Genomic DNA, 26433 nt, shown 5'->3' with positions numbered 1-26433 from the left:
GAACTTAACTACACCACTAATAAAGCATCGCTTTTCCTTACCTGATTCGGGACTGCAGACTGTTGCGCATTACGGAAGGAGCATCCCGATGTCTGAGATCGCCGAAGAGACGATCGCCCTGGTCCGGCGCTGGCTGCGCGAGGCGGCGTCGATCCCCGTCGGCGGCTCGGCTGCGCAACTCGCGGGTGTTCTGCGCGACCCCGGTGGACTGGCCTTCACCGTCGGCTTCGTGGACGGCGTGATCCGGCCCGAGGACCTCCGGGTCAGCGCGCGCAATCTGTCTGACCTGTCGCGCAACATTCCGACATTCCTACCGGGGCATCTCCGGCTCGCCGTGCGCGCCGGCGGCGTTCTGGCACCCCTCGTGCCCGGTGTGGTCGTTCCTGTCGCCCGGCGCGCGTTGCGTCACATGGTGGGACACCTGATCGTCGACGCGAGTGATCGGCGCCTGGGCAAGGCGATCAAGCGGATCAAGAAGCGCAATGTCCGGCTCAACGTGAACCTCCTGGGCGAAGCGGTCCTCGGCAAGGGTGAGGCGACCCACCGCCTGCAGAGCACCGAGAAGCTCCTCGCCCGCCCCGACGTCGACTACGTGTCGATCAAGGTGTCCTCGGCCGTCGCCCCGCACAACCCGTGGGCGTTCGACGAGGCCGTCGAGGAGATCGCCGGCAAGCTCCTCCCGCTGTTCACGCTCGCCGCGGAGCAGCGCAAGTTCGTCAACCTCGACATGGAGGAGTACAAGGACCTCGACCTCACGATCGCGGTCTTCACCCGGCTCCTCGACCGCCCCGAGCTGCTCGGGCTGGAGGCCGGCATCGTGCTGCAGGCCTACCTGCCGGACGCGCTCAGCGCCATGATGCGGCTGCAGGTGTGGTCCGCGTCCCGGCGCGAGCGGGGCGGCGCCGGCATCAAGGTGCGCCTGGTCAAGGGCGCCAACCTGCCGATGGAGCGGGTCGAGGCGGAGCTGCACGGCTGGCCGGTGGCGACCTGTGACAGCAAGCAGGCCACCGACACCAATTACAAGCGGGTCCTCGACTACGCGCTGCACCCGGACCGGATCGGCAACGTGCGTCTGGGCGTCGCGGGGCACAACCTGTTCGACGTCGCGTACGCCTGGATCCTGGCCGGCCGGCGCGGCGTCCGCGAGGGCATCGAGTTCGAGATGCTGCTCGGCATGGCCGAGGGGCAGGCCGAGGCGGTCCGGCGCGAGGTCGGCGGCCTGTTGCTCTACACGCCGGTGGTACGCCCGGAGCAGTTCGACGTGGCCATCGCGTACCTGATCCGCCGTCTCGAAGAAGGCGCCAGCCAGGACAACTTCATGTCCGCCGTGTTCGAGCTCCACAGTGACTCGGCCCTGTTCCAGCGCGAGCAGGACCGGTTCCTCGCCTCCCTCGCCGACCTGGACGCCGAGGTCCCGCAGCCGCACCGGGTCGCCGACCGGTTCGCCGCGGTCCCCCGGTCGGCGCCCGGCTCGTTCGTCAGCACCCCCGACACCGACCCGGCCGTCGCCGTCAACCGCGCGCGCGTCCGGGACGTGCTGAGCCGGGTCGAGTCGTCCGCGCTCGGTGTCGACGTGCCCCGGATCAGCGACCGCGAGCACCTCGACGAGGCCCTGGAGAAGGCGGCCGCCGCCAGCTGGGGCGCCGCCGACCGCCGGGCCGTGCTGCACGCCGTCGGCGACGCGCTCGAGGAGCACCGGTACACGCTGCTCGAGGTGATGGCCGCCGAGGCCGGCAAGACCGTCGACCAGGCCGACCCCGAGGTGTCCGAGGCGATCGACTTCGCCCACTACTACGCCGAGCGGGCCTTCGAGCTGGCGCAGACCGACGGCGCCGCCCCGGTTCCGGCCCGGCTCACCCTGGTCACCCCGCCGTGGAACTTCCCGGTCGCCATCCCGGCCGGGTCGGTTCTGGCCGCCCTCGCCGCCGGCTCCTCGGTCGTCCTCAAGCCGGCCGGGCCCGCCGAACGCTGCGGCACCGTGCTCGCCGGGATCCTGCGCGACGCGCTCTCCGCGGCCGGCGCCGACCCCGACCTGGTCACCCTTCTGCAGGTCGACGAGGGGAGCCTCGGCCGAGAGCTGATCGCGCACCCGCTCGTCGACCGGGTCATCCTGACCGGCGCGTACGAGACGGCCGAGCTGTTCCGGTCGTTCCGCCCCGACCTGCCGCTGCTCGCCGAGACCAGCGGGAAGAACGCCATCATCGTCACCCCCAGCGCCGACCTGGACCTGGCCGTCAAGGACGTGGTGGCGTCGGCGTTCGGTCACGCCGGCCAGAAGTGCTCGGCGGCGTCGCTGGTCGTGCTGGTCGGCAGTGTCGCCCGGTCGCAGCGGTTCCGGACCCAGCTGCTGGACGCGGTGTCGTCGCTCGAAGTGGGGTACCCGGCGGACGCGCGTACCAAGATGGGCCCGCTCGTCGAACCGGCCGCCGGGAAGCTGCTCGACGGCCTGACCGCACTCGGCCCCGGCGAGACGTGGCTCCTCGAACCCCGCAAGCTCGACGACTCGGGCAAACTGTGGAGTCCGGGGGTGCGTGACGGGGTGGCGCGTGGATCCGCCTACCACCGCACCGAGTACTTCGGCCCGATCCTCGGCATCATGACCGCCGACAGCCTCGACACGGCCATCGACATCGTGAACGAGGTCGACTACGGCCTCACCTCGGGACTGCACTCCCTCGACGAGGACGAGATCCGTACCTGGCTCGACCGCGTCCAGGCCGGCAACCTCTACGTCAACCGGGGCATCACCGGCGCCATCGTCCAGCGCCAGCCGTTCGGTGGCTGGAAGCGCTCGGCGGTCGGCCCGGGCACCAAGGCGGGCGGCCCCAACTACCTGGTCGGCCTCACCGGCTGGGCGCCCCGCCCGTCCGCCGCCACCACCGAGATCACCCACCCCGGCGTCCGGTCCCTGCTCGCCGCCGTGAAGCCGGCCGACGGGCAGCCGCTGGTCGACGCCGACGCTCTCGCCGCGGTGGAACGCGCCGCCCGCAGTGACGCCGCCTTCGACTTCCAGACACCGTCGGATGTCACCGGGCTCGCCGTGGAACGCAACGTCTTCCGCTACCTGCCGACCCCGGTCACCGTCCGGCTCGCCTCCGGCGGCTCGGTCGCCGACCTGGTCCGGGTCCTCGCCGCCGGTCTGCTCACCGGCGCCGAGATGCGGGTGTCGAGCGCCGTCCCGCTGCCGGACGCGCTGGCCGCCCACTGCCCCGGCCTGACCGTCGAGGACGACACGACGTTCGCGGCCGGGCTCACCGCGGGCCGGGTCCGCCTCATCGGCGGCGACGCCTCCGCGCTGGCCGCCGCCACCGGCGGACGCCCCGACCTGGCCGTCTGGTCGGGCCCGGTCACCGAGGCCGGCCGCGTGGAGCTGCTGCCGTTCCTCCGCGAACAGGCGATCAGCATCACCGCCCACCGATTCGGCAACCCGTTGCCCCTGGCCGAGGCCGTCCTCTGAAACTCCTGTCCGGTACGCCCTCCGCACTGCTCACCAGCGCGGAGGGCGTCCCGCGTCAGGCGCCGAAGCGGCGGCTGCGGGCAGCGTAGGAGCGCAGCGCCCGGAGGAAGTCGATCCGGCGGAATCCCGGCCAGTAGACGTCACAGAAGTGCAGCTCCGAGTAGGCGGCCTGCCACAGCAGGAAGCCCGACATCCGCCGCTCGCCACTGGTCCGGATGACCAGGTCGGGATCGGGCTGGCCACCCGTGTACAGATGCTCGGCGATACGGTCCGCGGTGAGCCGCTGGGCGACGTCGGCGACACTGTGACCGGCCTGCGCCTCCTCGTCGAGCAGAGCGCGGATGGCGTTGACGATCTCCTCGCGGCCGTCGTAGCCGATCGCGATGTTCAGGTGAAAGCCGCCGTCACCGGCCACCGTGGAGTCCGCGGCCAGTTTCAGAGCGTCCCGGGTCGAGTCCGGAAGCACGTCGAGACGACCGGCCAGGTGCAGCCGCCACACGCTGGACGGCCGGGACAGCCGCTCGGCGACGACCTCCTCGATCATGCGCATCAGGTTCCCGACCTCACCGGCGTCCCGTTTGCGCATGTTGTCGACCGAGGCCACGAAGACCGTGACGTGCCGGATCCCCATCTCCGCACACCAGCCGAGCACTTCGTCCAGGTGCTCGGCACCGTACCGGTGCCCGACCCGCGGATCCTCGAACCCCATCTGCCGGGCCCACCGCCGGTTCCCGTCCATCACCATCGCCAGATGCCGCGGCAGGTTCGCCCCGTCGAGCCGCTTCCGGAGCCGCCGCGCGTAGACCGCGTACACGAACGTCCTCAACCACGTCATACCGGAACCGAACCACTCCGCCCGCCGGGCCACGCCCTCCTTCACCCAACTCGCACCACTCGCACACACCGCCCCCACAACCCCGGCCGGCGCCGGCCGGGACTGACCGGGAGAAGGGCTAGACGACTGAGAACGAGGTGGGCAGAGGAGCCCGGCCCGTCAGTGCCCGGAGGATGGGGACGCCTTGGCCGACGGCTACCGCGGTGCGGGCGGCCAGGGCCGCCGTGGACGCGAGGGTGTCGTGGTCGAAGGCGATCGGGAGGCCCGCGGCGACGGCGGCGTCGGAGGCGTGGACGACCAGTTCGAAGGTTCGGGTGGGGAGCCAGTCGGCGACGCGCATGCCGCCGGCCGGGGTGGCGACCAGGTCGTCGTCGCCGACTCCGGCCAGTGCGGCGGTGGCCTTGCCGATGTAGCCGCTCACCGCGTCGGCCGGGTCGTCGCCGAGGGTGGCGCCGGTGGCGCGGGCGTCGTCGGTGGAGGCCTTGCGGGCGGCGGCGACCAGGTCGGCGGGGGCCAGGCGGGCGAGGGCGAAGTACGCCTCGGGGGCCGGGACCAGCAGGGTGGGCGCACGGTCGGCGAGCACCGTGGGCACCTGCCGCAGCGCCGAACTGACGGTGTGGCCGAGCAGCTCACGCAGCGTCCACTCGCCGAGGCCGGGACCGTCGAGGGCGGCCGGCGGGATCCGGGAGACCAGGTCGGCGAAGGCGATGGCGGCCGATCGGTACGTGCGGCGGTAATCCATCTCACCACGGTGCCACGCGCGCGGCCCGCCGAGGCGCCGGCCCGGCGGACTGCCTGGTGTTCGAGGACACCGAGCTGGGGGTGGCCGCCGCCCGGGCCGCGGGAATGGGATATGTGCTCGCGCCGCCCCCACGGCAGCGGTGAGAATCGATGGATGATTCATCAGCGAGCTGTGGAGTACCTTCTCGGTCTCGAGGGCACCGCCCTGTTGCGGTCGTTCGTGGAGGAGTCGTCGCCGGGGTTCGGCCGGGCCCGTGTGGCCGAGATGCGGCGATTACTGGCGATGGCCGAGCTGGACGTGGAGCCGGTGGCGGCCGAGCGGATCTCCGCGGCCGACGGCTACCGGGTGTGGTCGCGGACCTATGACGAGCCGGGCAACGGCCTGTTCCCGCCGGAGGAGGAGGCGGTCCACGGCATCCTGACCGGGGTCGCCGGCGAGCTCGCGGTGGTCGTCGACGCGGCCTGCGGCACCGGGCGGCACAGCGAGTGGCTGGCCGGGCGGGGTCTTCGGGTGATCGGGGTGGACGACTCCCCGGAGATGCTGGACCGGGCACGGGCGCGGGTGCCGGCCGCCGATTTCCGGGCGGGCCGGCTGGAGTCGCTGCCGGTCGCGGACGGGCAGGCGGACGCGGTGGTGTGCGCGCTCGCCCTCACCCATGTGCGGGATCTGCGCCCGGTGTTCGCCGAGTTCGCCCGGGTGCTGCGGCCCGGCGGGCACCTGGTGATCTCGGATGTCGCGCAGGAGTGGATCGCGATGGGCTCGGTCCCGCGGGTACGGCTCGACGACGGGCGCCCGGCGGTGATGCCGGGGCATCGGCACCGGGCGTCCGACTATCTGGGGGCGGCGTTGCCGGCCGGGTTCGCGGTGGTGTCGTGCGCCGAGCCGCGGATGGCCCCGGAGGCGCCGCTGGCGGCGGGCGCGGAGGTTCCCGGCGGCGCGACGGGGCCGTGGGATCAGTGGCCGTGGTCGCTGGCGGGCGTGCTGCCGCACGTCTGGGAGGCGGTCACCGGCGGGCTGCCGACGATGATCATCTGGCACTTCCGGCGGGGTCCAGCGGATCGATGACCCGGTTGCGGTGGTGCTGGTAGATCACCGAGCTGCGGAAGCCGACGATCTCCCGGCGGGCGGAGAACCGGTCCATCAGGAACGCGTGCAGGCCCTCGACGCTGGGCACCGCCACGTGCACGAGGAAGTCGTCGCCGCCGGCCAGCACGAAGACCGAGAGCACCTCGGGGAGGCCGGACGCGTACGACTTGAAGCCCTCGATCACCTCCCGGTTGAGCGGGCGGACCTGGACGTGCAGCAGCGCCTGCACCTCCCGGCCGAGCGCGGTGAGGCTGACGTCCGCGTGGTATCCGGTGATCACCCCCCGGTCACGCAGCAGCCGCACCCGCTCCAGGCAGGTGGACGGCGCGACGCCGACGGCCCGGGCCAGCTCGCGGTTGGTCTGCCGGGCGTTCGCCTGCAATTCCCGCACGATCGCCGAATCAATGTCATCCACGGCCATCATTATGACCTTCCTGCCGAACGACGTTCGGTGAGATCACTTGCGGTCCGATGCCCGTTCTAGGTTCAAAACCACAACCCCTTCAGATGTACGGGAGAAGCGCATGCCGATCCACCAGCGGGTCGTGGTCGAACGCGGGGCACGGTCCGGGTTCCCGATCGTCGTCGCGGTGCACTCCACCGCCCTCGGACCGGCGGTCGGCGGGTGCCGTCTGGCCGTCTACCGCGACTGGCGGGACGGTCTCGACGACGCGTTGCGCCTGTCCGCGGCGATGACGTCGAAGGCGGCGCTGGCCGGCCTGCCGAACGGGGGCGCCATGACCGTGGCCGCCCTGCCCGGGGACGGTCCGGTGGACCGGCGGGCGGTCCTGCACGACGTCGCCGACGTGATCGACAGCCTCGGCGGCGCCTGTGCAACGGGGCCGGACGTCGGCACCGGGCCCGGTGACATGGCGGTCCTCGGCGAACGGACGGATCATGTGCTGGGCCGGGCGGGCGGCTCTTCGGCAGCCACCGCCGCGGGAGTGGTAGCCGCGATTCAGGCTGTCGTCGCTGACCGTTTCGGATCACCCGCGCTGTCGGGGCGGAGCTTCGCGGTCCTCGGCGCCGGCCGGGTCGGCACGCACGTGGTGGACCTGCTCGCGGCGGCCGGCGGCGAGGTGATCGTCTCGGATGTGGACGCGTCCCGGCGTACCGTCGCCGCATCGTGCGGAGCGACCTGGACCGATCCGCGAAGCTGTCTCACCGCCGAGGTGGACGTGCTGGTCCCGGCCGCTCTCGGCGGACTGCTCACCGCCGCCACCGTGCCCGCGTTGCGCTGCGCCGCCGTCGCCGGCCCGGCGAACGCCCAGCTCGACGAGCCGGCGACCGCCGACCTGCTGCACGCGCGCGGCATCCTGTGGGCGCCGGCCGTGGTGGTCGGCTCGGGCGGTGTCATCCACGCCGTCGCGACCGATCTGCACCATGAGACACCGGATCGGGTCGCCGCCCGGATCGCCGGCATCGGCGACACCCTGACCGGGATCCTGGAGGCCGCCCGGGAGACGTCGTCGACACCGGCGGCCGCGGCGTCCCGGCTGGCCGCCTTCCTGATCGGCGAGCCCCTGGCCCCGACAATGGCTCCCTGCTGACCGCTCCGGCGGCGCAGGTCTGACGGATCTCGTCGAGGAAGGCCGAGGGGCTCGCCGCCTGGAATCGCGGCGAGCGGACGGCGGCGGGCAAGGGAGTGACGCCCGGCGAAAAACGGAGGCAAACAGGGACTGACACCCGGCGACGAGCAGAGGCAAACAGGGACTGACGCCCGGCGAAAAACGGAGGCGAACAGGGGGTGACACCAGGAGAAAAGCGGAGGCGAGCAAAAAGCGGAGGCGAGTGCGCCGGAGGCAGGGGCGCCCGAGGCAGGGGCGCCCGAGGCGGGCGATCAGCCGGTGGTGACCATGGCGTAGACGAAGGCGGCGTAGGCAGGCAGGGCGGCCAGGGCGATGCGCTGGGCGGCGACCGGGGCGCCGACGGCGGCGGCGAGCGCGGCCGCCGCCAGGATGAGCCAGGTCGCGGTGTGGCCCCAGCGCAGGGCGAGCCAGGTGAAGCCGGAGGTGCCCGTGGCCTGCCCGGACGGCCAGATGAAGATCCAGACGACGGCGAGGAGCAGGCAGATGGCGGACCAGACGTACGCCGGCACCCCGAGCAGCTTGATCACACCGGGCAGGGTAGTGGGGCGGCGCCAGAGACTCCCGGCCGCCGTCACGGAGCGTGACCGGCCGCCTGCGTACCCGATCTGACGAAAGTTGTTTCCGTGCCGTTACAGGCACTCCGGGAGGCTTGCGCGAAATGCACGTTCATCAATAATGAGCGCCATGAATCGAGCCGAGGCGATACCGGATGCCGGGTCCCGGAGCACGACCGAGCCCCCCAGCGACGATGAGCCGGCGGCCTCCCCGCCGGCTCCCGGCCCCACCGCGCAGGCCCGGCCGGCCGGTGGTGGCAACACCCTGGCGGTGCGCCCGCCGGCGCCCGCCCCCTCCCCCTATCGAGGCCTTCGACGGCCGGACAGCACGCCGGACAGGCTCCCGGTCCTGCGCGCCGAGCCGGCGGTCCCGGAGCGGTGGACCGGACCTCCGGTCGACCCGCGCAGCGCCAACGGCGCGGTGACCCGCCGCACCGGACGCCGCCGGGGCCCGGTCGCCGCACGCCGCGTGGTCGGCCTGTGAACGCCACGACACGGCCGGCGGCACGTCCGGCCGGGCGACCACGACGACGCGACCGAGGCCGCGCCGAGCCCGCGGACAACCACCCATATGCGGCGACGGGGGACAAGCAGCGACGACACGACCACGGCCGCCCACAATCCGCGGACAACCGCCCGCCTGCGGCGAGGGGGGACGGACGGGGACGACACGACCAGGGCCGCCCACAATCCCCGGACAACCGCCCGCCTGCGGCGAGGGGGGACGGACGGGGACGACACAACCAGGGCCGACCCGAGACTGCGGACGATCGCCCGCGGGCGGTGACCAGGATCGGGCAGGCCTGCCGGGCACGATGCGGGCGGGGACGCCGGCTGCGTACCACCGAACGCCTGCTGGCGATGATGGCGCATCGCGGTGGGCGGGTACGGGAACGGCCGGGGCCGGAGGCTGTCGCCGGGCTTACGGGAACGGTCGTGCGGACTCCGGTCGGCCGGGGGACGCGTGGGCGTACCCCCGAAAATGAATCGCGCACCGTGACCAATCTCGCAAACCGGGCACCGAACGGTCATGGGTGTGACGCTGCGCCACCACCGGTGGCCCATCCGGGCCGCCCACCACCCCGCGCCGGATCCGTCCGGCTTTTAACCGCGATGTCACAGCTTTTCACATGAATCTCACCGAAGCCGGGTGATCCCGCGCTCCCCCGGTGGGCTGCGACGATGTGAGGGTTGGGACCGCCCTCTCCACGGGGTACAAGTGAGGCACATCGCTCGCCTCGCCGGTCACCGTCGGCGAGCCGGGCGGCCCGCACCGCTTGAAGAGGGAGAGCACTCTCCATGGGCGACACGCCTGTCATCACGCTCAACAACGGCGTCACGATCCCGCAGATCGGTTTCGGCGTCTTCCAGATCCCCGAGGCGCAGACCGCGGCCGCGGTCACCACCGCGCTCGAAGCGGGCTACCGCAGCATCGACACCGCCGCCATCTACCACAACGAGTCGGGTGTCGGCGCCGCCCTGCGATCGGCCGTGGTGCCGCGCGACGAGCTGTTCATCACGACCAAGGTCTGGAACAACGATCAGGGGTACGACGAGACGCTGCGCGCGTTCGACGCCAGCACCGCCCGGCTCGGCCTGGACCGTCTCGACCTCTACCTGATCCACTGGCCCACCCCCAAGCGCGGGAAGTACCTGGACACCTGGCGGGCCCTGGAGAGGCTGCTGTCCGACGGCCGGGTGCGGGCCATCGGGGTCTCCAACTTCCTGCCCGAGCACCTGCGGGCGGTCGCCGATCTCGGCGGCACGGTGCCCGTGGTCAACCAGATCGAGGTGCACCCGGCCCTGCAGCAGCGGGACGCCCAGGCGGCCAACTCCGAGCTGGGTGTGGTCACCGAGGCGTGGAGTCCGCTGGCCCAGGCCGGGGTGCTCGACGACCCGGCGGTGCTGCGGGTCGCCACCGCCCACGACCGCACTCCGGCGCAGGTGGTGCTGCGCTGGCACGTGCAGCAGGGCCGGATCGTGATCCCGAAGTCGGTGACCCCGTCGCGGATCGCGGAAAATCTGCGGATCTTCGACTTCGAGCTGACCGCGGACGAGCTGGCCGCGATCGACGCGCTGGAGTCCGACGGCCGGACCGGGCCGCATCCGGATCACTTCAACTGATCGTCAGAGCGGAACTGATCGTCCGAGCGGAAACTGATCGTCCGGGCGGACCTGTGGTGGTCGCCTCGGCGCCGTGACCACCACAGGGATCGTTAAGCAGCTTCACAGGAACCCGCAGCACACTGGGGTCACGTACCCCTCACAGGAGGTTCCGATGGGTCTACTCGCCCTGGTCAGCTTCGTGTTGTTGCTGGTCCAGCTGGTGCTGCTGGTTCGGGTGGCGCTCGACTGGAGCGTCATGCTGGCCGGTCCCGCCATGCCGGGGTCGGCACGGGCCAAGGCCCTCGACGTGATCTACCGCATCACCGAGCCGATCCTCGCGCCGGTGCGCAAGGTCCTGCCACCTCTGCGGGTCGGCGGGGTCTCGATCGACCTGGCGTTCATCGTGGTGTTCATCACGATCGGCATCGTCCGCACGATCCTCTGACTCCAGGCCCCGGAGCGGCCGCGACCGCTCCGGGGGATCCCGCGTGTGTCAGCTCAACCGGTCGTCGACGAACTCCAGGGCCGTGGTGTCGAAGAAGCTGCGGCCGCCCGCGTGGTCGTCCCACGGGTAGACCTCGATCTCCTTCTGCGCGTCGATCGCGTTGTAGGCGGCGAACACCCCGGACGGCGGGCACACGTCGTCCATCAGCGCGGCCGACAGGATGGCCGGCGCGGTGATCCGGCGGGCGAAGTGCACCGCGTCCACGTGGTCGAGGGTGTCCAGGGTCCGCTGCGCGGCCTGCGGGTTGGCCCTCAGAAACTTGACCACCTCGGCGTACGGGAAGCTGTCGGTGATCGTGACGGCCCGCTGGATGTCGCAGAGGAACGGGACCCCGGCGACCACCGCCGACACCAGCCCGGGCGCCAGCCCGCCGGCCGCGAGGGCGAGCGCGCCGCCCTGGCTCTTGCCGGTGACCACGAGCCGGGAGGCGTCGACGCCGGGCAGCTCGGCTGCGGTCTCCACGGCCCGTACCGCGTCGGTGATCAGCCGGCGGTAGTAGAAGGTCTCCGGGGCGAGCACCCCGCGGGTGAGGAAACCGGGTGTCGACGGGCCGGCGCCGTGGTCGTCCGGGTCGGGGGTGTCGCCGCCGCGCCAGCCGCCGCCCTGGCCACGCGTGTCCATGATCAGATGGGCGTACCCGGCGCTGGACCAGGTGAGCCAGTCGATCGGCAGGCCGCGGCCCCCGCCGTACCCGATGAACTCGACGGCGACCGGCAGCGGCCCGTCGGCGGCGGACGGACGGTTGAGCCAGGCCCGGATCGGCTGGCCGGCGTAACCGGTGAAGGTGACGTCGAAGGTGGTGACGCCCTTCAGCGGCGTGGCGACCTCGACCAGCTTCGGCGGCAGGGCGGCCCGGCGTGCCGCGGCGAGCGTGCCGGACCAGAAGTCGTCGAAGCCGGCCGGCTCCGGCCGGGAGAGCTGATACGTGCGCAATTCGGGGAGAGGAAAGTCAAACAGCGCCATGGTGATCACGCTATGCCCTGGGGTTGGCTGACTCCAGTCCTTGCGGGCACGATGGGCGCGTGCCACCGGAAGCCGCCGCCCGTCCCCCGCACGTTCTCGAGGCCGTCCTGGAACGGCTGACCTATGTGAACGAGGAGACCGGCTACACGGTCGCCCGGGTCGCGCACAAGAGCAGCACCGATCTGCTGACCGTGGTCGGGGCGCTGCTCGGCGCGCAGCCCGGGGAGAGCCTGCGGCTGAGCGGCTGGTGGTCGTCGCATCCGCAGTACGGGCGGCAGTTCGAGGTCGTCTCGTACACCACGGTGCTGCCGGCCACCATCCAGGGCATCCGTCGTTACCTGGGATCCGGGCTGGTCAAGGGCATCGGGCCGGTGTTCGCCGAGCGGATCGTGGACCACTTCGGACTGGACACGCTGGAGATCATCGAGACCGCGCCGGAGCGGCTCATCGAGGTGGCCGGACTGGGGCCGAAACGGACGAAGAAGATCACCGCGGCGTGGGCCGAGCAGAAGGCGATCAAGGAGGTGATGGTCTTCCTGCAGGGCGTCGGGGTGTCCACGTCGATCGCGGTGCGGATCTACAAGAAGTACGGCGACTCGTCCATCTCGGTCGTCAAGAACAGCCCGTACAAGCTGGCGGCGGACGTCTGGGGCATCGGCTTCAAGACGGCGGACACGATCGCGCAGGCCGTCGGCATCCCGCACGACAGTCCCGAACGGGTGAAAGCCGGCCTGCAGTACACCCTGTCGCAGGCCACCGACAACGGGCACTGTTTCCTTCCGGTCGAGGATCTGACGGCCGACGCGGCGAAGATCCTCGATGTTCCCGCGGCGTTGATCCCCGCCTGCCTCGCCGAGCTGATCGAGGAGGAGGGCGTGGTGCGCGAGGAGGACGAGATCTACCTCGTGCCGTTCCACCGCGCGGAGCAGTCGCTGGCGTCCACCCTCGTCAGCCTGTTGCGGCACCGGGCGGACAGGATGCCGCACTTCCACGACGTGGACTGGGGCAAGGCGCTCGGCTGGCTGCACCAGCGCACCGGCTCGACGCTCGCGACGGAGCAGGAACAGGCCGTCCGGCTCGCCCTGACGGAGAAGGTCGCGGTCCTCACCGGCGGGCCCGGCTGCGGGAAGAGTTTCACCGTACGCTCGATCGTCGAACTCGCCGCGGCGAAGAAGGCGAAGATCCAGCTCGTCGCCCCGACCGGCCGGGCCGCGAAACGGCTCGCCGAGCTGACCGGCCACCCGGCCGCCACCGTGCACCGGCTGCTCAAGCTGCAGCCCGGCGGGGACGCCACCTTCGACCGCGACAACCCGCTCGACGCCGACCTGATCGTCGTCGACGAGGCCTCGATGCTCGACCTGATCCTGGCGAACAAGCTGGTCAAGGCGATTCCGCCGGGCGCGCACCTGCTGCTCGTCGGCGACGTCGACCAGCTGCCGTCGGTCGGCGCCGGGGAGGTGCTGCGCGACCTGCTGGCCGCCGACGTGATCCCCCGGGTGCGGCTCACCCAGATCTTCCGGCAGGCAGCGGAGAGCGGCGTGGTCACCAACGCGCACCGGGTCAACCAGGGCCGGCCGCCGCGGTTCGAGGGGCTGACCGACTTCTTCCTGTTCCCGTGCGACGACACCGAGGCCACCGCGGCGCTCACCGTCGACGTCGCGTGCCGCCGGATGCCGCGCAAGTTCGGTCTGGACCCGCGCCGCGACATCCAGATCCTCACCCCGATGCACCGTGGCCCGGCCGGCGCCGGCGCCCTCAACGTGCTGCTGCAGCAGGAGCTCACCCCGCACCGCGAGGGCCTGCCGGAGCGGCGGCTGGGCGGGCGGGTGTTCCGTGTCGGCGACAAGGTCACCCAGATCCGCAACAACTACGAGAAGGGCGCGGCCGGGGTCTTCAACGGCACCGTCGGCGTGGTCACCGGGCTGTCGCCCGAGGAGCAGACCTTGACGGTACGCACGGACGAGGACGAGCAGATCGACTACGACTTCGACGAGCTGGACGAGCTGGCGCACGCCTACGCCATCACGATCCACCGCTCGCAGGGCTCGGAGTACCCGGCCGTGGTGATCCCGCTGACCACCAGCGCCTGGATGATGCTGCAGCGCAATCTGCTCTACACCGCGATCACCCGGGCGAAGCGGCTGGTCGTGCTGGTCGGCTCACGCCGGGCGCTGGCCGCGGCGGTGCGCACGGTCGGGGCGGGCCGCCGGCACACCGCCCTGACCCGCCGGCTCGGCTGACCACCGCGTTACCACAGTGCGGCACCGGCTGGGCGGTGATTCCGGAAATCCGGCCGAATGGCTTTGTTGTCCGGACGCTGGTACGGCTGTTGTGCGCACCGCTCCCGACACTTCCCGATCTCGCTAGTGTGGGCCGTGTAAACAATTCTTTGCGCCCTTTTCCGAGCCATTTTCCGGTCTCGGGAAAGGAACCCGAAACTGACGGGGGAAATGCTCATGTTGCGTTCCATGACGGTCGGCGCCGCACTTCTCGGTGTTCTTGCGGCGGCCGCTCCGGCACAGGCTCAGCCGCAACCGCCGAAACCGGACAAGATGATGGTGATCGACGTGGTCTCCGCGAACGGGTCCGGCTGCCCGGGCGGCAGCGCGGACATCCAGGTCTCGCCCGACTACACGGCCTTCACGGTGACCTACTCGCAGTACACCGCCTCGGTCGGGCCGGAGGCCTCGCCGCTGGACTTCCGGAAGAACTGCCAGCTGGCGCTGAACATCAGGGTGCCGTCCGGGTACACGTTCGCCATCGCCAGCGCGGACTACCGCGGATATGCCAGCCTCCGCCCGGGCGCGACGGGGCAGCAGGCGGCCAGCTACTACTTCCAGGGACACTCGCAGACCGCCCGTAGCCGGCACAATTTCAAGGGCCCGATGGAGGATTCCTGGCAGCGCACCGATCAGGTCGCGATCGCGTCGTACAGCTACCTGCCGTGCGGTGAGCAGCGATACCTGAACATCAATACCGAGCTGCGCGTCAACCGGGGCTGGTCGGACACCAAGAAGCACACCAACTTCCTGTCGATGGACTCGACCGACGCCTCGATCAACACGCTTTACCGGGTCGCCTGGAAGAAGTGCGGCGAGTAGTCGCTCACCCGTCCTTCTCGACGAACGCCGCCCACGGATCCCCGGCCGGTCGCGGCTCCGCCCGCCGCGGCGGCGCTGCCACCGGCCGGGACCGGCGGGCGGCCAGCAGCGCCGCCAGGGCCGTGGTGATCGGCACCGCGGCGACCAGGCCGATCGTGCCGACCGCGCTGCGCACCAGCTCCTGCGCGATCATCTGCGAGGTGAGCAGCTCGCCGAGCGGGGTGTCGCCGGCCGCGAACAGCAGCATCAGCGGCAGCGACGCCCCGGCGTAGGCGAGCACGATCGTGTTGATCACCGAGGCGATGTGGGCGCGGCCGATCCGGGTGGCCGCGCCGTAGAGGCGGCGGAACCCGTACGACGGATTGGCCAGCGCCAGCTCCGCGACCGTGGCCGACTGGGTGACCGTCACGTCGTCGAGCACGCCCAGCGAGCCGATCACGATGCCGGCCAGCAGCAGGCCCCGCATGTTCACGTCGCCCTGGGTGATGGTCAGGAAGTTCGACGTCTCGTCGGCGACCCCGGTCAGATGCACCGCCCCGGTGGCGACGGCGGCCAGGATCGCGGTGATCGCCAGGCTGGCCAGGGTGCCGGCGACCGCGACGGTCGTGGTGATCGACAGCCCGTGCGTCAGGTACAGCACGATCAGCATGATCGCGGCGGCCCCGACCACCGCCACCAGCACCGGCGACCGGCCGTCCAGGATCGCCGGGACGATGAACCAGAGCAGGATCACGAAGGTGACCGCGAGCCCGGCCAGCGCCGTCACCCCGCGCCACCGGCCGAAGGCGATCACGGCGAGCGCGAACGCCGCGCCCAGCAGCCACAGCTCGGCGCCGCGCTGGTGGTCGGAGATCGAGTAGCTGACGCCGCCCGTCTCGGAGTCGTTGAGCGCCAGCATCGTGACGTCGTCACCGGCGGCCACCTCGGGCGCGCCCGGCCCGCTCGGGATGTCGGTGGAGATCACCGCCCCGTCGTCGAGGCGCACCTGCACGGTCCCGCAGTTCTCCAGCGGGGTCTCGCCCTCGGGCACCGGCGGGCACTCCCGCGCGGTCACCGCCACCACCTCGCCGGTCACCACGGGCGCGCCCTGGGCGCCCTCGGCCCGCGGGGTGTCCCGTGGCCACAGCAGCAGCATCCCGATCAGGGTGACCAGCACGGCGGGCACGAGCAGCAGCAGGGTGAGGCGCCTGGCCCCGGGAGGCTCCGGCAGCTCCCCGTGGGCATGGTGACGGTGGTCGGCGCTCATGGTGCTCCTCGTCGCGTTCGCTGGATCGTCCGCGCGAGAACGGTACCCGGAGCGCCTCGGCCCCGGCTCGGCGTCAGGGGGTGGCCCCGCAGCGCGGGGACATCCCTGACAGCCGCCCGGGCACCTCGGCCGGTCCTCGGCCGGCCGGGTTCTCGGCCTGCCGGGCACTTCAGCCGACCGAGAACCGGCCGGGCACCTCAGCAGGCCGAGAACCGGCCGGGCACCTCAGCAGGCCGAGGACCGGCCGGGCACCTCAGCCGGCGGAGCGGGACTTCGCCCGGTCCTCGGCGGAGCGGCCGAAGGTCAGCCAGAAGTCGGTGACGGCCAGGCTCAGCACCGGGCGGCGGCCGGCCAGGTAGGCCAGCGGGCCGTCCGGCTCGGGGCGCCACGCCGCGGCGGCCGTCCGCAGCCCGGCCCGGCCCCGGACCGGGGTACGCCGGACCTGCTCGCCGAGCTGCTGCGCCACCGTGAACCCGAGCGGGTACCGCCCGGGCAGCCGCCGCTTGAGACGGACCAGCGCGGACCCGATCGGCGGGCCGCCGGGCGCGGTGACGGTGGCGTCGACCAGCGGCTCGGTCTCCGCGTCCAGGGTGAAGTCGGCCAGCTCCTTGGGGATGCCCCAGAGCCGGCGGCCGCCCTCGCGGGAGGCGACGCTGTCGACCCAGATGTCGGTGATGCTGACCCGCGGGCGGCCACGCTCGTGGACCAGGACCGCGCTGAGCAGCTCCCGGTAGTGCAGGACACCGCCCGGCTCGTACGACACCCAGGCGGCGCCGACCGCGACCCGGCCGCCGACGGTGACCGGGCGGACCGCGGCGTCCAGTGCCGGAGGCAGGGCCGGCATGTTGCGGCGGGGGATCAGGAAGACCGACAGATACATCTGACCGCGCAGGTGCCAGGGCTCGGGCGGGTACATGTCACCACCCTGGCACCCCGCGGGCGTACGTTCAACGCTCTCGATGTCTCAGTATCGGAACCGGGAGACGACCGCCTGCAGCTGCGCCGCGGTCTGGCCGAGGTCGTCGGCGGCGTGCCGGGTCTCGCCGACCGTGTCGGTGGTCCGGCGGGTCGCCTCGGAGACCGTGCCGATCGTCATCGCGATGTCGCCGGCGCCGTTGGCCGCCTCGGTGAGCGTCCGGTTCATCTCGGCGGTGGTGGCGGTCTGCTCCTCCACGGCCGACGCGATGGTCAGCTGGATGCCGTTGATCCGCTCGATGATCTCGGTGATCTCGCCGATCGCGGTGACCGCGCCGCTGGTGTCGGCCTGGATCGCCTGGACCCGCTGGGAGATGTCCTCGGTCGCCTTGGCGGTCTCCTGGGCCAGGTCCTTGACCTCGCCGGCGACGACCGCGAAGCCCTTGCCCACCTCGCCGGCCCGGGCCGCCTCGATGGTCGCGTTCAGGGCCAGCAGGTTGGTCTGCTCGGCGATGCTGGTGATCACCTTGACCACGGTGAAGATCTCCTCGGACGAGGCGCCGAGCCGCCCGACGATCGCGTTGGTCTCGGCGGCGACCCGGACGGCCTGCGCGGCCACCTCGGTCGCCTCCGAGGTGGAGACGCTGATGTCGCGGATCGCCGAGCCCATCTCCTGCGAGCCGGCCGAGACCACCTGCAGGTTGTGCGAGACCGTGTCGGCCGCCGAGGCCACCGTTCCGGCCTGCACCGACGCCTCGCTGGCGGCCGCGTCCACACCGCCGGCCACCGAGCCGAGCCGGCCGGCCGCGTCCTGCAGGGTGCCGACGCTGCCGCCGACCTGCGCCATGTCCTCACGGAGGCGGGCCACACCCTGGTCGAGGGCGGCGGCCATCATGCCGATCTCGTCGCGGCTGGTGACCCCGGAGGTACGGGTGAGGTCGCCCTCGGCCAGCCCTTCGGCGATCCGGGACACCTCCCGCACGGTCCGGCGCACCCGCCCGGCCACCTGGAACCCGATGAGCAGGCTCAGCACCATGCCGACGATCAGCACGGCCGCGACCGTCCAGGCCGCGGTGGAGCCGGCCGCCTCGGCGTCGGTGATGCTCTTGTCGGCCATCTGGACGGCACGTTCGCGCAGCGCCGTCTGGTCCTCGGCGAGCGCGCCGCGCAGCGCGTCGTACTGCTTGACCGCCTCGGCGAACTCCGCCTGAGTGGCGCCGGGCTTCGGCGGGGCGTTGATGAAGGCGAGGTAGTCGTCCCAGTCGGCCTTGGCCTTGGACACCGTCTCGTCGCCCGGCAGGTGGGTGTCGAACGCGGTGAAGGCGTCGGCGACGGCGGCCTGGTTCGCCGCCATGCCCTCCTTGATCCGGGCGGCGAGCGCCGGGTAGAGCTGCATCGCGGACACGTTGCCGCTGAACGCCTCGATGTTGGTGCTGAACTGCCCGACCGCCGACTCGATGGCCAGCGATCGCCGCTGCGTCGCGGCGCCGTCGTCGTTGAGGTCGTGGATCGTCGTCACCGCCAGGGCGCCGACGATGAGGCCGCTGATCGTGGCGGTCAGCGCCGCCGCCCCGATCTTGACCCGCAGCGAGCGGTCGTCGATCAGTCTGCTCAGCCCCATGGTGTTCCCATCCCTCGTCGTCCGGCCGTCGACCACAGGATCGGCACCGCGGGTCCGGGATTGAGTTGGGCCGTCCGTCCTCAGTCTGTCCGGCCGGACGGCCCGGCCGGGCGCACTCGCCCAGATTGACGGGAGGGACGGGTGGGATGTCAGGGGGCGGTCACGTCGGCCAGCGCCTGGAAGATCAGCCAGGTCGAGGTGGCGCCCGGGTCCTGATGGCCGGCGCTGCGCTCGCCCAGGTAGGAGGCGCGGCCCTTACGGGCGGTCAGCGAGATGGTGGCACGCGCCCCGTCACCGGCGGCCCGGGCCGCGCCGGCCGCGGCCTCCGGCAGGGCGGCGCCACCGGCCACCGCCTCCTCGAAGGCGGCGACCGCCGGACGGAAGGCGTCCACGATGGTCTTGTCGCCGGGCGCCGCGCCGCCCAGGCGGGTGACCGCGTCCAGGCCCGCCCGCAGCGCCCCGGCCAGGTCGGGCAGGCTCACCACCGGGCCGGGGGGCAGCGCCTTGCCGAGGGCGCGGAAGGCGCTGCCGTACAGCGGGCCGGACGCGCCGCCCACTCGGGAGACCAGGGTGCCGCCGGCCCGGACGAACACGTCGCCGACGCCGGTGAACGCGGTGCCGTCGAGCAGCGCGGTGACCGCGGTGAAACCACGCCGCAGGTTGACCCCGTGGTCGCCGTCGCCGATCGCGGAGTCCAGTTTCGTCAGCTCGTCGGCGTCCGCCGTGACGGACTCGGCGACGGCGCGCAGCCAGGCGGTGGCGAGGACGACGTCCACGTCAGGCGCCCCACCGCAGCCCCGGCGTACGCACCGGCGCGTCGAACAGCCGCAGCATCTCGCCGGTCGCCCGGGTGACGGTGATCGACAGGCCGGCCATGTCGAGGCTGGTCACGTAGTTGCCGACCAGGCGCCGGCCGATCTCGATCCCGCGTTCGGCGAGAACCGTGGCGACCTCGCCGTAGACCAGGTACAGCTCGATGAGCGGGGTGCCGCCGAGACCGTTGACCAGCACGATCACCCGGTCGCCGCGGTCCACCGGCTTGGCCTCCAGGATGGCGTCGAGCGCGGACCGGACCAGCTCGCGGGCGGGGCGCAGTTTCTCCCGGCGGCGGCCCGGCTCCCCGTGGATGCCGACGCCGACCTCGATCTCGTCGGCCGGCAGGTCGAACCCGGGACGGCCGGCCGCGGGGGTGGTGCCGGCGGTCAGCGCGTACGCGAACGAGGCCGAGGCGGCGTTGACCTCGCGCCCGATCGCCGCCACCTCGCCGAGTTTGCCGCCCTCCTCGGCGAGCGCCCCGGCGATCTTCTCCACCAGCAGGGTGGCGCCGGTGCCGCGCCGGCCGGCCGTCCACGTCGAGTTCTCCACCGCGACGTCGTCGTCGACGAGCACCGTCTCGACCGTGAGGCCCTCGTCGGCGGCGAGTTCCGCGGCGAGCTGGAAGTTCATCACGTCGCCGGTGTAGTTCTTCACCACGTGCACCACGCCGGCGCCGCCGTCGACGGCCTTCGTGGCGGCCAGGATCTGATCGGGCACCGGCGAGGTGAAGATCTCGCCGGGGCAGGCCGCGTCGAGCATGCCGGGGCCGACGAAGCCGCCGTGCAACGGCTCGTGGCCGGAGCCGCCGCCGGACACCAGCGCCACCTTGCCCTGGCGCGGCGCGTCCGACCTGGCCACATACCGCTCGTTCGCGTCGACACGCAGTTCGGGGTGGGCGGCGGCGAGCCCCGCGAGCGCCTCGGCCACCACGTCGTCGGGTTCGTTGATGAATTTCTTCACGGCCGGCTCCTTTGCCTCGGTCCTCTCAGCATGGTCGCGCTGCGTGATTCGGCCAAGCCTTTGGCGTGACTACGATCGGGCCCATGGCGTACGTGGGGATCGTGCTCGTGTCACACAGCTCAACACTCGCCGCCGGTCTGCGCGAGCTGCTGGCCCAGGTCGCGGGCCCGCACGTGCGGGTCGAGCCGGCCGGTGGCGCCGGTGACGGGTCGCTGGGCACCAGCGCCGAGCGGATCGAGGCGGCCGTCGCGGCGGCCGACGACGGGGCCGGGGTGCTGGTCCTGGCCGATCTGGGCAGCGCCGTGCTGACCACCCGCGCGGTGCTGGCCGAGCTGCCACCGGGGCCGCTGCTGGTGGACGCGCCGTTCGTGGAGGGCGCGGTGGCCGCCGCGGTGCTCGCGTCGACCGGCGCCGATCTGGCGACCGTGGCCGCGGCTGCCGGGGAGGCTCGTGATGTCCCCAAGTTCTGAGGTCGAGGTCGTGCTGCCCGCGGCGTTGCACGCCCGTCCGGCGGCCGAGGCGGTCCGGGCCGCGTCGACCTTCACCGCGGACGTCGAGGTATGCCTGGGCGACCGGTGCGCCGGCGCCCGCAGCGCTCTGCGGCTGATGTCGCTGGGCGCGCCGGCCGGGGCCACGGTGACCGTCCGGGCCACCGGCGACGACGCGCACCTCGCCGCGCTCGCGGTGGCCGAGGTGCTCCGTACGGCCGAGTAGTTCCGAAACTTACGGAGCTGTCGCGCGCCATGGGCGCGCTCCCATCCTCATCATTACCGGGGAGAAAGGACAATTCAGCCTTGGTGGATCACGGACGGAATCATTAAAGTTTCGGCCGTCCCAGAGCCACCCGTCGATGCCCCGATCGACTGGACCGAAGGCAGATCCCCATGACCCGTCCCCGTACCGTTCTCGGCGTGCTGGCCACCGCGCTGCTGGCCGCCGGATCCTTCGTCGCCCTCTCCCCATCGGCCGAGGCGGCGGCCTCCACACTCGGCGCGGCCGCCGCCGAGAAGGGCCGCTACTTCGGCACCGCGGTCTCGCTCAACAAGCTCGGCGACTCGACCTACTCGACCATCCTCAACCGCGAGTTCACCATGCTCACGGCCGAGAACGAGATGAAGATCGACGCCCTCGAGCCGCAGCAGAACCAGTTCAACTACACCACCGCCGACCGGCTGATCGCCCGCGCCAACGAGATCGGCGCCCAGGTCCGCGGCCACACCCTGGCCTGGCACCAGCAGCAGCCCGGCTGGATGCAGAGCATGAGCGGCACCGCTCTGCGTAACGCCATGAAGAACCACATCACCCAGGTCATGACCCACTACAAGGGCAAGATCTACTCCTGGGACGTGGTGAACGAGGCCTTCGACGACAGCACCGGCGGCCGCCGCGACTCCAACCTGCAGCGCACCGGCAACGACTGGATCGAGGACGCGTTCACGACCGCGCGCGCCGCCGACCCGGCCGCCAAGCTCTGCTACAACGACTACAACACCGACAACTGGAGCTGGGCCAAGACACAGGGCGTCTACAACCTGGTCAAGGACTTCAAGGCGCGCGGCGTGCCGATCGACTGCGTCGGCTTCCAGTCGCACTTCAACAGCGGCTCGCCGTACCCGGGCAACTACCGCACCACGCTGGAGAACTTCGCCGCCCTCGGGGTCGACGTGCAGATCACCGAGCTCGACATCGAAGGATCCGGCGCCACCCAGGCCACCGCCTACGGCAACGTGACGCGTGACTGCCTCGCCGTGGCGCGCTGCAACGGCATCACCGTCTGGGGCATCCGCGACACCGACTCGTGGCGGGCCAGCGGCACCCCGCTGCTCTTCGACGGCAACGGCAATCCGAAGCAGGCGTACACCGCCGTCCTCACCGCGCTCGGCGGTGGCACCACCTCGCCGTCGCCCGGCAACTCCGGCTCGGTCTCGCCGTCGGTGCCGGTGTCGCCCAGCCAGTCCCAGGGCACCGGCGCGTGCACGGCGACCGTCTCGGTCAACGCCTGGACCGGCGGGTTCGTCGCCACCGTCACGGTCAAGGCCGGCTCGGCGCCGCTGACCGGCTGGACCGCCGGTGTCACCCTGCCGACCGGCGCCGCCGTGACCAACACGTGGAGCGCCACCGCGAGCGGCAGCACCGGCGCGGTGTCCTTCACCAACGTCGGCTACAACGGCACGGTCGCCGCCGGAGCGAGCACCCAGTTCGGCTTCCAGGGCACCGGCAACGCCCCGGCCGGCGCTCTCACCTGCAGCGCCCGCTGAAAGACGCCGGTTCCGGGGCGCCCGTCCGCGCCCCGGGACCGGTCAGCGCTCCAGAATCGCCACCACACCCTGGCCACCGGCCGCGCAGATGGAGATCAGGCCCCGGCCCGAGCCCTTCTGTGCGAGCAGCTTGGCCAGGGTCGCGACGATCCGGCCGCCGGTCGCCGCGAACGGGTGGCCGGCCGCCAGCGACGAGCCGTTGACGTTCAGCTTCGCCCGGTCGATCGAGCCGAGCGGCGCGTCCAGGCCCAGCTTCTCCTTGCAGAACGACGGCGACTCCCAGGCAGCCAGCGTGGACAGCACCTGCGACGCGAACGCCTCGTGGATCTCGTAGTAGTCGAAGTCCTGCAGGGTCAGTCCGTTACGGGCCAGCATCCGGGGCACCGCGTAGGCCGGCGCCATCAGCAGCCCCTCCTCGCCGTGCACGTAGTCGACGGCGGCGGTCTCCGAATCGGCCAGATACGCCAGCACCGGCAGCGACCGGGCCGCGGCCCACTCCTCCGACGCCAGCAGCACCGCCGACGCGCCATCGGTGAGCGGCGTCGAGTTGCCCGCCGTCATCGTCGGGCTCTCCTTGCCGTACACCGTCTTGAGCGTGGAAAGCTTTTCCAGGGTCGTGTCGGCGCGCAGATTCTGGTCACGGGTCAGCCCCAGATAGGGCGTCAGAAGATCATCGAAGAAGCCGCTGTCGTACGCCGCCGCCAGCCGCTGATGCGACGTGAGCGCCAGCTCGTCCTGGGCGGCCCGGTCGATGTTCCAGGTGAGCGCGGTGATCGCCGCGTGCTCCCCCATCGACAGGCCGGTCCGCGGCTCGGCGTTGCGCGGCAGCTCCGGCTTGAGCGCGTGCTGCGGGCGCAGTTTCGCCACCGCCTTGAGCCGGGCGCCGAGCGACCGGGCCCGGTTGAGCTCCAGCAGCGCCCGGCGCATGTCCTCGTTGAGCTGCAGCGGGGCATCCGACGTGGTGTCCACGCCACCGGCGACGCCGACGTCGATCCGCCCGAGCGCGATCTTGTCGGCGACCAGGATCGCCGCCTCCAGGCCGGTGCCGCACGCCTGCTGGATGTCGTAGGCCGGGGTCCGCGGATCGAGCCGCGAACCGAGCACCACCTCGCGGGTCAGATTGAAGTCACGGGAGTGCTTGAGCACCGCGCCCGCGACCACCTCGCCGAGCCGCTCGCCCGCCAGCCCGAACCGGGCGACCAGCCCGTCCAGCGCCGCGGTCAGCATGTCCTGGTTCGACGCCTCGGCGTAGCGGCTGTTGGACCGGGCGAACGGAATCCGGTTCCCGCCCAGCACGGCCACACGGCGCACGTTCGGCACGGTTATCCTCCACATCGGCAGGTGGACGTGTACATAGGGTTACTCACCGGTAGGGTACTCGTATGGCTGACAGGTACGCGAACTTCGCCAACTCCGGCCTCGGCCGGACCGTGGTCAAGCGACTCGGGCTGCCTGATCCGCCCCGGCTGCGCCGCCACCGGGCCGGAGATCCGCTGGTCACCGGGCCGGTCCTGCTCGGCGCCACCCCGGGCGGGCGGCTCGCCGAGCCGATCCGCAAGCTGCTGGAGACGGCCGGCGTGGAGGTCACCGCCGAGGGGGTACGGGTCAGCGCGCTCGTCTTCGACGCAACAGGCATCGTCGACTCCACTCAGCTTCGCGCGCTCTACGACTTCTTCCACCCGTACGCCCGCGCTCTGGAAACCTCCGGCCGGGTGATCGTGCTCGGCACGCCTCCGGAAGCCACCGCATCGCCGAAGGAGGCGATCGCGCAGCGGAGCCTGGAAGGCCTGACCCGCAGCATCGGCAAGGAGTTCGGCCGCGGTACGACCGCCCAGCTGGTGTATGTGGCGCCCGGCGGCGAATCGGGGGTCGAGTCGACGCTGCGGTTCCTGCTCAGCGGCCGGTCGGCGTACGTGTCCGGTCAGGTGATCCGGATCGGCGCCGGGCCGGTGTCCGCGCCCGCCGACTGGGAACGGCCCCTCGACGGCAAGCTCGCCCTGGTCACCGGCGCCGCCCGGGGCATCGGCGCGGCCATCGCCCGGGTCCTCGCCCGCGACGGCGCCGAGGTCATCGCCCTCGACGTGCCGGCCGCCGGCGACGCGCTCGCCGGAGTCGCCAACGAGACCCGGGGCCGGGCCCTGCAACTCGACCTGACCGCCGAGTCCGCGGCCGAACGGCTGGCCGGCTACCTGGCCGCCGGCCCGCACGCCGCCGTCGACATCATCGTCCACAACGCCGGCATCACCCGCGACAAGACGATCGCCCGGATGACCGAGGACCGGTGGGACTCGGTGATCGGCGTCAACCTGACCGCCCCCGAACGCGTCAACGACCTGCTGCTCGAACGCGACCTGATCCCCTCCGGCGGGCGGATCGTCGGGGTCGCGTCGATCGCCGGCATCGCCGGCAACCGCGGCCAGACCAACTACGCCACCAGCAAGGCCGGTGTGATCGGGCAGGTCCAGGCGTACGCTCCGCTGCTTGCCGGCCGCGGCATCACGATCAACGCGGTGGCGCCCGGCTTCATCGAGACGGCGATGACCGCGAAGATGCCCGTCGGCCTGCGCGAAGCCGGCCGCCGCCTGAACAGCATGTCGCAGGGCGGCCTGCCGGTCGACGTCGCCGAGACGATCGCGTGGTTCGCGTCCCCCGGATCCGCCGCCGTGACCGGCAACGTGGTCCGGGTCTGCGGCCAGAGCCTCCTGGGAGCCTGACCATGCCCGCCCTCGCCTCTCCCGGGCGTGTCGTTCCCCCTGCCGTGGGAGCCTGACGTGGTCGCGGTCGTCGAACTCAGCTCCGGACCGGGCACCACTGCCGCGTACGCGCGCGCCGCCCTCAGCCTCGTCCCCGGCTTCACCCGCTCCGGCGCCACCCTGCCCGACGTCGAGGTCCGCCGGCGGGGCGTCACCGTCGACCGTGCCCACCTGGCCGCCTACGACCGGGTCTGCGGGTTCCGCCTGACCGACACGCTGCCGGCCACCTACCCGCACGTGCTCGCGTTCCCGCCGGCCATGCGATTGATGACGGCCCCGGATTTCCCGCTGCCGCTGATCGGGCTGGTCCACGTCGCCAACCGGATCACCGTCCACCGGCCGATCCCGGCCGGCGCAGCCCTCGACCTGTCGGTCCGGGCCGCCGATCTCCGCGACCACCCGCGCGGCCGCCAGTTCGACATCGTGGCCACCGCGACCCTCGACGGCGCCGAGGTCTGGCGCGGCCTCTCCACCTACCTGCGCCTCGGCCCGCGCCCGCCCGACGGCCAGGCTTCCGGGCAGCAGCCCGCCGGAGGTGACGCATTGCGGCGCACGAGCGTGGCGGACGCGTCACCGCCCGCGGGCAGTGTGTGGCGGGTGCCGGCCCGGGTGGGCACCGACTACGCGGCCGTCTCCGGCGACCGCAACCCGATCCACACCTCCTGGCTGGGCGCGAGACTCTTCGGCTTTCCGCGCCCGATCGCCCACGGCATGTGGACCAAGGCCCGCTCCCTGGCCGCCCTGGAGGGCCGCCTGCCCGAGGCCTACACGGTCGACGTCACCTTCAGGAAGCCGCTGCTCCTACCGGCAAGCGCGATCTTCACCGCCGTCCCCACCCCCGACGGCTGGTCCGTCTCGGTGGCGTCCCGCCACACACATCTCACCGGCGTGATCACGCGGGAGGACGGGCCGTGACCAGCGGGGCG

At 72.2% G+C, this 26433-nt stretch carries 24 protein-coding genes; 13 read left to right on the top strand and 11 right to left on the bottom strand.

Features of this window, described 5'->3' with window-relative positions; all coding sequences use genetic code 11:
- Positions 1 to 88: 88 nt before the first annotated feature.
- On the top strand, positions 89 to 3457 hold the full coding sequence (locus BM290_RS23310; RefSeq protein ID WP_093617407.1) for a bifunctional proline dehydrogenase/L-glutamate gamma-semialdehyde dehydrogenase: 3369 nt from the start codon (positions 89 to 91) through the stop codon (positions 3455 to 3457).
- 55 nt (positions 3458 to 3512) lie between these two features.
- On the opposite strand, the gene uppS is transcribed toward BM290_RS23310, so the two are convergent.
- A complete protein-coding gene (gene uppS, locus BM290_RS23305; RefSeq protein ID WP_093617405.1) occupies positions 3513 to 4292 on the bottom strand; it encodes a polyprenyl diphosphate synthase in 780 nt (259 codons plus the stop codon).
- Between the two features lie 118 nt (positions 4293 to 4410).
- Positions 4411 to 5034 carry a maleylpyruvate isomerase N-terminal domain-containing protein gene (locus BM290_RS23300; RefSeq protein WP_093617403.1) on the bottom strand — a complete coding sequence of 208 codons (624 nt, stop codon included), beginning with the start codon at positions 5032 to 5034 and terminating at the stop codon, positions 4411 to 4413.
- Between the two features lie 153 nt (positions 5035 to 5187).
- On the opposite strand from BM290_RS23300, the gene BM290_RS23290 reads away from it, so the two are divergent.
- Positions 5188 to 6099, top strand: a complete 912-nt coding sequence (locus BM290_RS23290) for a class I SAM-dependent methyltransferase (protein WP_093617401.1) — start codon at positions 5188 to 5190, stop codon at positions 6097 to 6099.
- Here the strand turns inward: BM290_RS23290 and BM290_RS23285 are convergent.
- Positions 6062 to 6541, bottom strand: a complete 480-nt coding sequence (locus BM290_RS23285) for an Lrp/AsnC family transcriptional regulator (RefSeq protein WP_203779002.1) — start codon at positions 6539 to 6541, stop codon at positions 6062 to 6064. The two genes, BM290_RS23290 and BM290_RS23285, sit on opposite strands and share 38 nt — an antisense overlap.
- A gap of 103 nt (positions 6542 to 6644) precedes the next feature.
- On the opposite strand from BM290_RS23285, the gene BM290_RS23280 reads away from it, so the two are divergent.
- Complete coding sequence (locus BM290_RS23280; RefSeq protein WP_093617399.1) at positions 6645 to 7670, top strand: Glu/Leu/Phe/Val dehydrogenase dimerization domain-containing protein; 1026 nt, start codon at positions 6645 to 6647, stop codon at positions 7668 to 7670.
- A gap of 290 nt (positions 7671 to 7960) precedes the next feature.
- Here the strand turns inward: BM290_RS23280 and BM290_RS23275 are convergent, their stop codons facing one another.
- Positions 7961 to 8236, bottom strand: coding sequence for a hypothetical protein (locus BM290_RS23275; protein WP_093617397.1), 276 nt, complete (start codon positions 8234 to 8236; stop codon positions 7961 to 7963).
- A 157-nt stretch (positions 8237 to 8393) separates the two neighbouring features.
- Between BM290_RS23275 and BM290_RS23270 the strand changes: the two genes are divergently transcribed.
- The 3 genes from BM290_RS23270 (at position 8394) to BM290_RS23260 (ending at position 10814) form a co-directional block, all read left to right on the top strand.
- Positions 8394 to 8747, top strand: coding sequence for a hypothetical protein (locus BM290_RS23270; protein WP_093617395.1), 354 nt, complete (start codon positions 8394 to 8396; stop codon positions 8745 to 8747).
- An 815-nt stretch (positions 8748 to 9562) separates the two neighbouring features.
- On the top strand, positions 9563 to 10387 hold the full coding sequence (locus BM290_RS23265; protein ID WP_093617393.1) for an aldo/keto reductase: 825 nt from the start codon (positions 9563 to 9565) through the stop codon (positions 10385 to 10387).
- Between the two features lie 154 nt (positions 10388 to 10541).
- Positions 10542 to 10814, top strand: coding sequence for a YggT family protein (locus BM290_RS23260; protein ID WP_093617391.1), 273 nt, complete (start codon positions 10542 to 10544; stop codon positions 10812 to 10814).
- 48 nt (positions 10815 to 10862) lie between these two features.
- Here BM290_RS23260 and BM290_RS23255 read toward each other — a convergent pair whose 3' ends face one another.
- Positions 10863 to 11837: an acetylxylan esterase gene (locus tag BM290_RS23255; RefSeq protein WP_093617549.1), complete on the bottom strand. Its 975-nt coding sequence runs from the start codon at positions 11835 to 11837 to the stop codon at positions 10863 to 10865.
- 59 nt (positions 11838 to 11896) lie between these two features.
- On the opposite strand from BM290_RS23255, the gene recD2 reads away from it, so the two are divergent.
- Both recD2 and BM290_RS23245 read left to right on the top strand, forming a co-directional pair.
- On the top strand, positions 11897 to 14077 hold the full coding sequence (recD2, locus tag BM290_RS23250; RefSeq protein WP_093617389.1) for an SF1B family DNA helicase RecD2: 2181 nt from the start codon (positions 11897 to 11899) through the stop codon (positions 14075 to 14077).
- Between the two features lie 216 nt (positions 14078 to 14293).
- Positions 14294 to 14938: a DUF4360 domain-containing protein gene (locus tag BM290_RS23245; RefSeq protein WP_093617547.1), complete on the top strand. Its 645-nt coding sequence runs from the start codon at positions 14294 to 14296 to the stop codon at positions 14936 to 14938.
- Between the two features lie 4 nt (positions 14939 to 14942).
- On the opposite strand, the gene BM290_RS23240 is transcribed toward BM290_RS23245, so the two are convergent.
- The 5 genes from BM290_RS23240 to dhaK all read right to left on the bottom strand — a co-directional run bounded on the left by BM290_RS23240 (position 14943) and on the right by dhaK (position 20496).
- Positions 14943 to 16184: a YibE/F family protein gene (locus BM290_RS23240; RefSeq protein ID WP_093617387.1), complete on the bottom strand. Its 1242-nt coding sequence runs from the start codon at positions 16182 to 16184 to the stop codon at positions 14943 to 14945.
- A 253-nt stretch (positions 16185 to 16437) separates the two neighbouring features.
- Positions 16438 to 17100, bottom strand: coding sequence for an acetoacetate decarboxylase family protein (locus BM290_RS23235; protein ID WP_093617385.1), 663 nt, complete (start codon positions 17098 to 17100; stop codon positions 16438 to 16440).
- Positions 17101 to 17148: 48 nt separating this feature from the next.
- Positions 17149 to 18720 carry a methyl-accepting chemotaxis protein gene (locus BM290_RS23230; RefSeq protein ID WP_093617383.1) on the bottom strand — a complete coding sequence of 524 codons (1572 nt, stop codon included), beginning with the start codon at positions 18718 to 18720 and terminating at the stop codon, positions 17149 to 17151.
- A gap of 149 nt (positions 18721 to 18869) precedes the next feature.
- Positions 18870 to 19496 (bottom strand): dihydroxyacetone kinase subunit DhaL, encoded by a 627-nt coding sequence (gene dhaL / locus BM290_RS23225; RefSeq protein ID WP_093617381.1) that lies wholly within the window; start codon positions 19494 to 19496, stop codon positions 18870 to 18872.
- A 1-nt stretch (position 19497) separates the two neighbouring features.
- Entirely contained in the window at positions 19498 to 20496 is a 999-nt protein-coding gene (gene dhaK / locus BM290_RS23220) for a dihydroxyacetone kinase subunit DhaK (RefSeq protein ID WP_093617379.1), read from the bottom strand.
- Positions 20497 to 20579: 83 nt separating this feature from the next.
- On the opposite strand from dhaK, the gene dhaM reads away from it, so the two are divergent.
- The 3 genes from dhaM to BM290_RS23205 all read left to right on the top strand — a co-directional run bounded on the left by dhaM (position 20580) and on the right by BM290_RS23205 (position 22754).
- Positions 20580 to 20966, top strand: a complete 387-nt coding sequence (dhaM, locus tag BM290_RS23215) for a dihydroxyacetone kinase phosphoryl donor subunit DhaM (protein WP_093617377.1) — start codon at positions 20580 to 20582, stop codon at positions 20964 to 20966.
- Positions 20950 to 21210, top strand: a complete 261-nt coding sequence (locus BM290_RS23210; protein WP_093617545.1) for an HPr family phosphocarrier protein — start codon at positions 20950 to 20952, stop codon at positions 21208 to 21210. The genes dhaM and BM290_RS23210 overlap by 17 nt, the downstream gene beginning before the upstream one ends.
- Positions 21211 to 21380: 170 nt before the next feature.
- The gene (locus tag BM290_RS23205; RefSeq protein WP_093617375.1) at positions 21381 to 22754 is read left to right on the top strand and encodes a glycoside hydrolase family 10 protein; all 1374 of its coding nucleotides are present in this window, start codon (positions 21381 to 21383) and stop codon (positions 22752 to 22754) included.
- 42 nt (positions 22755 to 22796) lie between these two features.
- Here BM290_RS23205 and BM290_RS23200 read toward each other — a convergent pair whose 3' ends face one another.
- Positions 22797 to 24074 (bottom strand): acetyl-CoA C-acetyltransferase, encoded by a 1278-nt coding sequence (locus BM290_RS23200; protein ID WP_093617373.1) that lies wholly within the window; start codon positions 24072 to 24074, stop codon positions 22797 to 22799.
- Between the two features lie 62 nt (positions 24075 to 24136).
- Here BM290_RS23200 and BM290_RS23195 point away from each other — a divergent pair, with 62 nt between their 5' ends.
- Both BM290_RS23195 and BM290_RS23190 read left to right on the top strand, forming a co-directional pair.
- Positions 24137 to 25468 (top strand): 3-oxoacyl-ACP reductase, encoded by a 1332-nt coding sequence (locus tag BM290_RS23195; RefSeq protein WP_093617371.1) that lies wholly within the window; start codon positions 24137 to 24139, stop codon positions 25466 to 25468.
- A 27-nt stretch (positions 25469 to 25495) separates the two neighbouring features.
- On the top strand, positions 25496 to 26422 hold the full coding sequence (locus BM290_RS23190; protein WP_239143185.1) for a MaoC/PaaZ C-terminal domain-containing protein: 927 nt from the start codon (positions 25496 to 25498) through the stop codon (positions 26420 to 26422).
- Positions 26423 to 26433: the final 11 nt, after the last annotated feature.

It is taken from the genome of Actinoplanes philippinensis (assembly GCF_900113015.1).
Lineage (GTDB): Bacteria > Actinomycetota > Actinomycetes > Mycobacteriales > Micromonosporaceae > Actinoplanes > Actinoplanes philippinensis.
The sequence above is the reverse complement of the archived record's forward strand: the minus strand, read 5'-3'. Positions and strand labels throughout refer to the sequence as shown.

Excerpts from the sequence above, each read along its gene's own strand:
- BM290_RS23310 (WP_093617407.1), top strand. The coding sequence starts at position 89 with ATGTCTGAGATCGCCGAAGAGACGATCGCCCTGGTCCGGCGCTGGCTG.
- uppS (WP_093617405.1), bottom strand. The coding sequence starts at position 4,292 with ATGACGTGGTTGAGGACGTTCGTGTACGCGGTCTACGCGCGGCGGCTC.
- BM290_RS23300 (WP_093617403.1), bottom strand. The coding sequence starts at position 5,034 with ATGGATTACCGCCGCACGTACCGATCGGCCGCCATCGCCTTCGCCGAC.
- BM290_RS23290 (WP_093617401.1), top strand. The coding sequence starts at position 5,188 with ATGATTCATCAGCGAGCTGTGGAGTACCTTCTCGGTCTCGAGGGCACC.
- BM290_RS23285 (WP_203779002.1), bottom strand. The coding sequence starts at position 6,541 with ATGGCCGTGGATGACATTGATTCGGCGATCGTGCGGGAATTGCAGGCG.
- BM290_RS23280 (WP_093617399.1), top strand. The coding sequence starts at position 6,645 with ATGCCGATCCACCAGCGGGTCGTGGTCGAACGCGGGGCACGGTCCGGG.
- BM290_RS23270 (WP_093617395.1), top strand. The coding sequence starts at position 8,394 with ATGAATCGAGCCGAGGCGATACCGGATGCCGGGTCCCGGAGCACGACC.
- BM290_RS23265 (WP_093617393.1), top strand. The coding sequence starts at position 9,563 with ATGGGCGACACGCCTGTCATCACGCTCAACAACGGCGTCACGATCCCG.
- BM290_RS23260 (WP_093617391.1), top strand. The coding sequence starts at position 10,542 with ATGGGTCTACTCGCCCTGGTCAGCTTCGTGTTGTTGCTGGTCCAGCTG.
- BM290_RS23255 (WP_093617549.1), bottom strand. The coding sequence starts at position 11,837 with ATGGCGCTGTTTGACTTTCCTCTCCCCGAATTGCGCACGTATCAGCTC.
- BM290_RS23245 (WP_093617547.1), top strand. The coding sequence starts at position 14,294 with ATGTTGCGTTCCATGACGGTCGGCGCCGCACTTCTCGGTGTTCTTGCG.
- BM290_RS23240 (WP_093617387.1), bottom strand. The coding sequence starts at position 16,184 with ATGAGCGCCGACCACCGTCACCATGCCCACGGGGAGCTGCCGGAGCCT.
- BM290_RS23235 (WP_093617385.1), bottom strand. The coding sequence starts at position 17,100 with ATGTACCCGCCCGAGCCCTGGCACCTGCGCGGTCAGATGTATCTGTCG.
- BM290_RS23230 (WP_093617383.1), bottom strand. The coding sequence starts at position 18,720 with ATGGGGCTGAGCAGACTGATCGACGACCGCTCGCTGCGGGTCAAGATC.
- dhaM (WP_093617377.1), top strand. The coding sequence starts at position 20,580 with ATGGCGTACGTGGGGATCGTGCTCGTGTCACACAGCTCAACACTCGCC.
- BM290_RS23210 (WP_093617545.1), top strand. The coding sequence starts at position 20,950 with ATGTCCCCAAGTTCTGAGGTCGAGGTCGTGCTGCCCGCGGCGTTGCAC.
- BM290_RS23205 (WP_093617375.1), top strand. The coding sequence starts at position 21,381 with ATGACCCGTCCCCGTACCGTTCTCGGCGTGCTGGCCACCGCGCTGCTG.
- BM290_RS23195 (WP_093617371.1), top strand. The coding sequence starts at position 24,137 with ATGGCTGACAGGTACGCGAACTTCGCCAACTCCGGCCTCGGCCGGACC.